Source organism: Actinoplanes sp. NPDC000266 (genome assembly GCF_042899005.1).
GTDB lineage: Bacteria > Actinomycetota > Actinomycetes > Mycobacteriales > Micromonosporaceae > Actinoplanes.
This window is the reverse complement of the sequence record NZ_JBIAZI010000029.1, coordinates 1-5,845: the sequence shown is the minus strand read 5'-3', so window position 1 is coordinate 5,845 and position 5,845 is coordinate 1. Positions and strand designations below refer to the sequence as shown.

Genomic DNA, 5,845 nt, shown 5'->3' with positions numbered 1-5,845 from the left:
ACCGCCCGCACGGCGCCCTGGACGGCCAAACCCCTTTCGAGAGACTCAAGCAGAAGACTCAGACCCAGATGTAAACCGACTCTGGCAGATGCACACCTAAGCGGTGTGCCGCCGACGCTCGAAGCGATAGCGGATCACTCGACCCGAATGTTCGCGGCTGCCTCGACCTCAGCAACGCCGCCGTCGTCGCCGCGCGCTGGCGGCGCTGGGGGTGAGCCGGTCGTTGCGGACCGGATGGCGGTACCGCGATCAGCGCGGCGGCGGCGATCAGGCAGGCGACGGCGGCGGCGGCGAATACGCCGGTGTAGTCGTGGTCTCGGGTGTGCAGGCCGGCCGCGGCCAGGGGTGCGGTGGCTTTGGCGATGGTGATCGGGACGACGAGGGTGCCGGCGATGGTGGCGTAGCGGCGGGTGTCGTACCGGTCGGCGAGCAGTACCGGTTTGGCGATGGTGGCCACGCCGAACCCCAGACCGAAGCCGGCGACGGCGATGATCGCGGCCACCGCGTGTCGTCCGGCCAGTGGCAGCACCGCCGCTGCGGCGGCTTGGACGGTGAAGATGGCGGCGACGACCGAGGTGATCCGGTAGCGGCGTTGCAGTCCGGTGATGACCAGCCGGCCGGTGACCGACAGGACACCGAACAGGCCGGCGATGGTGGCGGCGAAGGCTGCCGGTTGGCCCCAGCTGATCAGGGCGGCGACCAGGTGCACCGTCACCACCGAGATGGCCGCGGTGTTGGCGGTGAAGCTGATTCCGAGCAGCCAGAAGCTGGGGTCGGCGAGCACGGTTCGCAGCGGCGCCGGCGGTGTGGTGAGCGTCGTGTGCCGCTGGTACGGGGCGCGGCGGACCGCAGCGGCGTGCAGAGGGACGGTCAGGGCGGCTTGGACGGCCGCGAGGATCACCAGCGCCGGGCGCCAGCCGTAGGCGTCGACGAGCCAGCCGGTCAGCGGCAGGAAGATGGTGCTGGCGAACCCGGCCACGACGGTCAGCGCCAGCAAGGCCGTCGATCGGCGGCTCGGGTGATGCCAGGCGATGATAACGGCGAACGCCGCCTCGTACAGGCTGGCGGCCGACGCGATGCCGATGCCGATCTGTACCGCGTACAGCTGGGCGAGGGTGTGGACCTGGGACCAGGCCACCAGCATCAGCGCTCCGAGCAGTGAGCCAGTGGTCATCAGGGCCCGGCCGCCGTGGCGGTCCAGCCACCGCCCGACCGGTACCGCCAGCGCGGCCGAGACGAGCACGGACGCGGTGAAGGTGCCCGTGACGGCGGTGGCGGAGGTGTGCAGGTCCGCGGCGACCGGTACGAGGAAGACCGCGAAGGCGTAGTACAGCGTGCCGTAGCCGACGGTCTGGGTGATCGCCAGCGTGGCGACAAGCCAGTGGTGCCCGCCGGCTGCAGAGCCGGCGGGCACCGATGGCTGGCTGGTGGGCGTCACGCGCAGCAGTTGCCGCCGCCGGCCGGGGTGAGGCTGATCAGCCCCGCGACGCTGGGCAGGGCGCCGGGCTGCTCGGTGAGTGCCGCGATCTGCAACGCGGTCTCGGGGTCGAGGCCGATCTGCGCGGCGGCGGCCCGGACCGCGTCGCTGGTGCTGGCCGCGGTGGGCAGCAGCGCCATCGTTGTGGTGGCGAGGCTGATCGGGACGTCGGGGGTGATCCCGAAGCGGGCGGCGATTTCGCGGGCGGCGCTCTCAGCGACGAGGTTGCTGCTGCACACGCCGGTTTCGGGCAGGTCAAGCTGGACGTCGTCGGCGGCGTCGAAGTCACCGGCCAGGGCGGCGGCGATGGAGCGGACCTGCTCGTAGCCGGTGGCCATCAGGAACGTGGGGGCGCGGCCGTAGGACTTCATCCCGACGGCGTAGTAGTTCGGTTCGGGCTGGCCGAGCTCGCGGTAGCCATGCGGGGCGACCGTGCCGCAGGAATGCTCGTTGGGGTCGATCAGGTCGGCCAGGGTGCGGGTGCAACCCAGGATCGGGTCGAGGTCCAAGCGCAGTTCGCCGGCGATGTTGTGGTCGGGCCGGAAGCCGGTGGCCGACACGACCCGGTCGGCGGCCAGGGTGCGCCCGTCAGCGGCGACAAGTTCGATGCCGTCGGCGGCGTGGCGAACGGTGTGGACGCCGAAACCGGTGACCAGGGCGATCTGGCCGGTGTCGACCAGCATCCGCAGGCCGCTGCCCAGAGCGCCGCGAGCGGGCAGCTCGTCGGCGTCCTCACCACCGAACGCGCGGGCGGCCGAGCCGCCGCGGACCGCCCAGGTGATCTGGGTGCCGGGGGCAGTCTCGGCGAGGCGGGCCAGGTCGAGCAGCGTGTTCGCGGCGGAGTGACCGGAGCCGACGACGATCGTGTGCCGGCCGGCGTGGGCGTCGCGGTCGGCGCCCAGGACGTCGGGCAGAGCATGGTCGATCAGGTCGGCGGCCTGCGGCTCGCCGTGCGCGGGCAGACCGTTGACGCCGAGCGGGTTCGGGGTGCGCCAGGTGCCGGACGCGTCGATGATGGCGCTGGCGGTGATCTCGGTGCCGTCGGCGAGCCGGACGACGAAGGGCAGGTCGGCCCGGCCGGCGGTTCGTACCCGGTCGGCGCCGACCCGGCTGATCGCGGCCACCTGGGCGCCGAAGCGCAGGTGCGGGGCGATGGCCGGGAGTTTGGCGAGGGGCTGCAGGTAGTCCTCGACGAGCTGGCCGCCGGTGGGCAGTGCCTCGTCGTCGGGGGCGGCCCAGCCGGCGGCGTCGAGCAGGCGGCGGGCGGCCGCGTCGATGTCGTAACGCCACGGGCTGAACAGGCCGACGTGCGCCCACTGCCGCACCGACGAGCCGACCTGGTCACCAGCGTCCAGCACGAGGAACGGCAGGCCCTGTTCGTGCAGGTGGGCGGCCGCGGCCATACCGACCGGGCCGGCGCCGATCACCACGACGGGCAGCTGTCCGGGCTGGCTCTGGCCGAGGGGTGCGGGGCGGGCGGCCGGGGTCGTCAGCAGCTCTACGGTGCTGGTCGTGGTCGCTGGGCCGCAACAGCCGGCGCCCTCAGCAACAGCCTCGACCTTAGCGGCGGGCGCGCAGCAAGCGTCAGCCGCGGCAGCGGCCTCGGCAGTGCCGCAGCACGGGTCCTGCCCGGCGTCGGTGGCCGTGGTGGAAGCGTCGCTACTCATGGCGGGACTCCTCGGTGAGCTCGGATGGGACCGGCGGGCTGAGGCCCACCGTACACGGTTTCGAGAACTATCGAATCCGATGCTTGTCGAAGTCACCTTGCACGCGGCTTCGATATCTGTCAACCTCGACGCATGTCGAAACTGGCCGTGTCGTCCCCGCAGATCGATCTCGACGCGGTGCCGTGCTGCGCGCCGATGGCGCGCGACCGGGTGCCTGCGCAGGCCGCCGGCGTGCTCGCGCAGGCGTTCAAAGCTCTCGGGGATCCGATCCGGCTGCAGCTGATGTCGATGATCGCCTCGGCACCGGGTGGTGAGATCTGCGTCTGCGACCTCACGCCGGCGTTCACCATCTCCGGGACCACCATCTCGCATCACCTGAAAGTGCTCCGCGAAGCCGGACTGGTCGACGCCGAACGCCGGGCCAGCTGGGTGTACTACCGGGCCCGGCCCGCCCTCATGGGGCAGCTCGCGACGCTGCTCACCGTCGAGGAGCCCGCAGTCGCCTAAGCACCGCCATGTCGTGCCGACGGTTGGGCCGGATCACCGCTTGACTCCCCGATAATACTCAGCGAGTATTGAGTCAATGAACGGCGAATCTTCTTCGGTGCAGGCGCGGGCTCGGATTCATGCCGCGCTGGGCGACCCGGCGCGGCTGACGATCGTGGACGCGCTGACCCTCGGCGACGCCTCCCCCGGCGAGATCGCCCACGACCTGAGCATGCCGACCAACCTGGTCGCGCACCACTTGAAGGTGCTTCAGGAGGCCGGCTTGATCGTGCGGGTGCGCTCGGAGGGTGACCGCCGCCGCACCTACCTGCGGCTGCAGCCGGACGTGCTCGCCTCGCTGACCCCACCGCCGCTGCGCGACACCGACCGCGTGGTGTTCGTGTGTACGCACAACTCGGCCCGCTCGCAGCTGGCCGCCGCCCTGTGGCGCGACCGGGTCGGCGGCCCGGTCGCCTCGGCCGGCACGAAACCCGCTGCCCGGGTCCACCCCCGGGCCGTCAAGGTCGCCCACCGCCACGGCCTGACCATCGACGCCACCGGCACCGCGCACGTCGCCGACGTCGTGCACGGCGGGGATCTGGTCATCGCGGTCTGCGACAACGCCCACGAAGAACTCACCGGTGCGGTGCGCCCGCAACTGCACTGGTCGGTGCCCGACCCGATCCGGGCCGGCACGGACGAGGCGTTCGAGGCCGCCTACACCGATCTCGCCGGCCGCATCGACCGGATCGCCCCCGTCGTGCAGCACGCGACCGGCGCGAACTGACCGTTTCCCGCACCTGATGCCCGGCGGCTGCGGTGAGATTGGCACCGCAGCCGGCGACGACCGCTCGCCCTCATCCGTGCCCGCCGCAGAGACCGGAGTTCCGCTGCCATGCCCACACCCGTCCTCTGGCGCCGCCTGCTCGCCGAGTTCGTCGGCACCGCGCTGCTCGTGACCGCCGTGGTCGGCTCCGGCGTCATGGCCACCACCCTCTCGCCGAACGACGTGGGCCTTCAGCTGCTGGAGAACTCCGTCGCCACCGCGTTCGCCCTCGGCGCGCTCATCCTGACCTTTGGGCCGGTCTCGGGCGCACACTTCAACCCGGTCGTTTCCGCCGCGGACTGGTTCCTCGGCCGCCGCGACCGCTCCGGGCTGGCTGCCACGGATCTCGCCGGCTATGTCGTCGCGCAGGTTTTCGGCGCGATCGCCGGGTCGGTCCTGGCCAACCTGATGTTCGATCTGGCCGCGGTGACGTTCTCCACCAAGCAACGCTCGGCCGGGCACCTGTGGCTGGGCGAGGTCGTCGCCACCGCCGGCCTGCTTCTGCTGATCTTCGCGCTCGCCCGGTCCGGCCGGGCAGCCGTCGCCCCCGCGGCGGTCGGCGCCTACATCGGCGCCGCGTACTGGTTCACGTCGTCCACCAGCTTCGCCAACCCGGCCGTCACCATCGGCCGCGCCTTCACCGACACCTTCGCCGGAATCGAGCCAGCCTCCGTGCCCGGCTTCGTCGTCGCCCAGATCATCGGCCTGCTCATCGGCGTCGGCCTGCTGCTCGCCCTGTACCCACATGTCGGACAGTCCGCCGGAGACGTCGTCGTCGAGCACGACTCCTCTCGTACCAGCTGACACCACCTCTCACCCGAAGGACCACCATCATGAGTGACAAGCCCAGCGTCCTGTTCGTCTGCGTGCACAACGCCGGCCGCTCCCAGATGGCCGCCGGCTGGCTGCGCCACCTCGCCGGCGACGCCGTCGAAGTACGCTCCGCCGGCTCCGCCCCCGCCGATCAGATCAACCCGGCCGCCGTCGAGGCCATGGCCGAGGTGGGCATCGACATCACCGACCAGAAGCCGAAGATCCTCGAATACGAGACCGCCCAGGACTCCGACGTCATCGTCACCATGGGCTGCGGCGACGCCTGCCCGTACTTCCCCGGCAAGCGCTACGAGGACTGGAAACTCGAGGACCCGGCCGGCCAGGGCGTCGAAGCCGTCCGCCCGATCCGCGACGAGATCAAGACCCGCATCGAGGCGCTGCTCGCCGACCTGCTCCCGGCGGGCAAGGCATGAATCCCGTCCGTGATCTGATCATCATCGGTTCGGGGCCCTCCGGCTATACCGCGGCGCTCTACGCGGCCCGCGCCAACCTCAAGCCGCTCGTCATCGAGGGTGTGCAGTCCGGTGGCGCGCTGATGACCACCACCGAGGTCGA

Annotated in this window: 7 protein-coding genes; 5 read left to right on the top strand and 2 right to left on the bottom strand. The window is 71.5% G+C overall.

Translation table 11 applies throughout. The annotated features are described in order from the left end of the window. Window positions 1-58 precede the first annotated feature (58 nt). Complete coding sequence (locus ACFY36_RS51770) at window positions 59-1,414, bottom strand: MFS transporter (protein ID WP_499753323.1); 1,356 nt, start codon at window positions 1,412-1,414, stop codon at window positions 59-61. Between the two features lie 20 nt (window positions 1,415-1,434). Next, entirely contained in the window at window positions 1,435-3,144 is a 1,710-nt protein-coding gene (locus ACFY36_RS51765) for an FAD-dependent oxidoreductase (protein ID WP_499753322.1), read from the bottom strand. Window positions 3,145-3,276: 132 nt separating this feature from the next. Here ACFY36_RS51765 and ACFY36_RS51760 point away from each other — a divergent pair, with 132 nt between their 5' ends. The 5 genes from ACFY36_RS51760 to ACFY36_RS51740 all read left to right on the top strand — a co-directional run. Beyond that, window positions 3,277-3,651, top strand: a complete 375-nt coding sequence (locus ACFY36_RS51760) for an ArsR/SmtB family transcription factor (protein ID WP_499753321.1) — start codon at window positions 3,277-3,279, stop codon at window positions 3,649-3,651. Window positions 3,652-3,727: 76 nt separating this feature from the next. Beyond that, window positions 3,728-4,417 (top strand): arsenate reductase/protein-tyrosine-phosphatase family protein, encoded by a 690-nt coding sequence (locus ACFY36_RS51755; protein ID WP_499753320.1) that lies wholly within the window; start codon window positions 3,728-3,730, stop codon window positions 4,415-4,417. Window positions 4,418-4,525: 108 nt separating this feature from the next. Next, complete coding sequence (locus ACFY36_RS51750; protein ID WP_499753319.1) at window positions 4,526-5,260, top strand: aquaporin; 735 nt, start codon at window positions 4,526-4,528, stop codon at window positions 5,258-5,260. Window positions 5,261-5,289: 29 nt separating this feature from the next. Then, window positions 5,290-5,703, top strand: coding sequence for an arsenate reductase ArsC (locus tag ACFY36_RS51745; protein ID WP_499753318.1), 414 nt, complete (start codon window positions 5,290-5,292; stop codon window positions 5,701-5,703). Further along, a partial coding sequence (locus ACFY36_RS51740; RefSeq protein WP_499753324.1) for an FAD-binding protein occupies window positions 5,700-5,845 on the top strand: 146 nt, incomplete at its 3' end. The genes ACFY36_RS51745 and ACFY36_RS51740, both read left to right, overlap by 4 nt.